Annotated in this window: 3 rRNA genes (2 of these 3 only partly in view); all 3 read right to left on the bottom strand. The window is 45.3% G+C overall.

Annotated elements, in window-relative coordinates:
- A 23S ribosomal RNA gene (locus CPIN_RS07090) occupies positions 1-965 on the bottom strand; it reaches 1915 nt to the left of the window's first position.
- 579 nt (positions 966-1544) lie between these two features.
- Positions 1545-1656, bottom strand: a 5S ribosomal RNA gene (gene rrf / locus CPIN_RS07085).
- 110 nt (positions 1657-1766) lie between these two features.
- A 23S ribosomal RNA gene (locus CPIN_RS07080) occupies positions 1767-2500 on the bottom strand; it runs 2146 nt beyond the window's last position.

Here is a 2500-nt window from a genome sequence, read left to right as displayed (position 1 = left end):
CCGCAGATATATCATAGCATTCGGAGTTTATTAGGGTTTGGTAGGCGGTGAAGCCCCCTAGCCCAATTAGTAGCTCTACCTCTATGATAACTCTATATACGAGGCTGTTCCTAAAAACATTTCGGGGAGAACGAGCTATCTCTCAGTTTGATTGGCCTTTCACCCCTATCCACAGGTCATCCCATAGCTTTTCAACGCTAATGAGTTCGGTCCTCCAGTTTGTGTTACCAAACCTTCAACCTGCCCATGGATAGATCACAAAGTTTCGCGTCTACCCCTACTGACTTAAATGCTCTGTTAGAACTCGCTTTCGCTACGGCTCCGCAACTTAAGTGCTTAACCTTGCCAGTAAGGAGTAACTCGTAGGCTCATTATGCAAAAGGCACGCCGTCACATATTACTATGCTCCGACCGCTTGTAGGCGCACGGTTTCAGGTACTATTTCACTCTTCTATTCGAAGTGCTTTTCACCTTTCCCTTACGGTACTGGTTCACTATCGGTCTCTAGGGAGTATTTAGCCTTACCAGATGGTGCTGGCAAATTCACACAGGATTTCTCCGGTCCCGCGCTACTCAGGATACTACACGTCCATCAGAATTTCTATCTACAGGGCTATCACCTGCTATGGCCCATCTTTCCAGATGATTCAATTTGATCTGACTTTCTAAAAGTAGTCCTATAACCCCGTGGCAGCACGCCACCACGGTTTGGGCTGGTCCCCGTTCGCTCGCCACTACTTAGGGAATCATTAATTTATTTTCTTTTCCTGCAGGTACTTAGATGTTTCAGTTCCCTGCGTTGGCCTCCTTACGGATAGTACATCTTCAATGTACTGGGTTGTCCCATTCGGAAATCTACGGATGTAACGATCGTTTGCATCTCCCCGTAGCTTATCGCAGCTTACCACGTCCTTCTTCGCCTCCTAGAGCCTAGGCATCCACCATGCGCCCTTATTCGCTTTAAATATCTTCAAAGCTTTTTTGTAATCTACTATTACAATTGATTTTCCCAATATGTCAAAGAACTTGTGCTTCAGTTAAAAACTTCAGCGTAGTTAATGTCCCGGATCCGATCCGTGTGGCGCTTATCGCCTGACATCTGTACTTATTTTAAGAGCTTTTTTCTTTGTCCCGTTTCGCGTCGTTTGCGTTGGGGTTGCAAAGGTAACCATTTTTTCATTATCACCAAATCTTTTCCAAGATTTTTTCATCCTTTTTTCTGATTGCTACTCGCTTATAATTAAGCTTTCATCCTCATCTTTTCAGATGCTATATTGTGTAAAGAACTAATAACTTGATTGTGAATGATAAGCGACCTTTGCCGTATATCCTCATAACTATTGATGACTTTTAACTTAACTGCATAACTTTTCAAGAAAAATGCGCGTCATTTTTAAAAGCGGATGGCAAAGATACAATCTCTTGCCTTTTACAACAAAATTTACCAGATTTATTTTACCGTAAGTGCGGTAGGGATCGGTGTGTGTGGTTGTAGTGAAGATAAAAAAGCCCGGTCTGATTCAGACCGGGACTTCTTTAAATAAATATGGCAGCTACCTACTCTCCCGCATGATTGTGCAGTACCATCGGCCATAAGGGGCTTAACTTCTCTGTTCGGAATGGGAAGAGGTGAACACCCTTGGCAAAACCACCATAAGATCTTTAGTATGATCTTGTCTTTTAGTCAGCACTATTGCAGCGTTATCCTGACAGAAGACCAATAAGGTAACATATTGGGAAATTGTAATAGTATCACAAAAAAAATAAAATTAAAGCTTACGGGCAATTAGTACTACTCGGCTTCGATGTTACCACCCTTACACCTGTAGCCTATCAACGTCGTAGTCTCCGACGGCCCTTAAAAGTAAACTCATCTTGAGGTAGGTTTCACGCTTAGATGCTTTCAGCGTTTATCCTTTCCGTACATAGCTACTCAGCACTGCACCTGGCGGCACAACTGATACACCAGCGGTACGTACGACCCGGTCCTCTCGTACTAAGGTCATGTCCCCGCAATTTACTAACGATCACAACAGATAGGGACCGAACTGTCTTGCGACGTTCTGAACCCAGTTCACGTGCCACTTTAATCGGCGAACAGCCGAACCCTTGGGACCTTCTCCAGCCCCAGGATGTGACGAACCGACATCGAGGTGCCAAACCTCCCCGTCGATATGAGCTCTTGGGGGAGATCAGCCTGTTATCCCCGGAGTACCTTTTATCCTTTGAGCGATGGCCCTTCCATACAGAACCACCGGATCACTTTAGCCAGCTTTCGCTCCTGCTCGGCTTGTCGGCCTCACAGTCAAGCACCCTTTTACTAATGCGCTCTGCGTACGATTACCAACCGTACTGAGGGTACCTTTGCGAGCCTCCGTTACTTTTTAGGAGGCGACCACCCCAGTCAAACTACCCACCAAACAATGTCCTCGTTGCCGAGTTAGACTCTAAACAACAGAAGGTTGGTATTTCAACGTTGACTCCACAACTCCTGGCGAAG

It is taken from the genome of Chitinophaga pinensis DSM 2588 (assembly GCF_000024005.1).
GTDB classification, from domain to species: Bacteria; Bacteroidota; Bacteroidia; order Chitinophagales; family Chitinophagaceae; genus Chitinophaga; species Chitinophaga pinensis.
The sequence above is the reverse complement of the archived record's forward strand: the minus strand, read 5'-3'. Positions and strand labels throughout refer to the sequence as shown.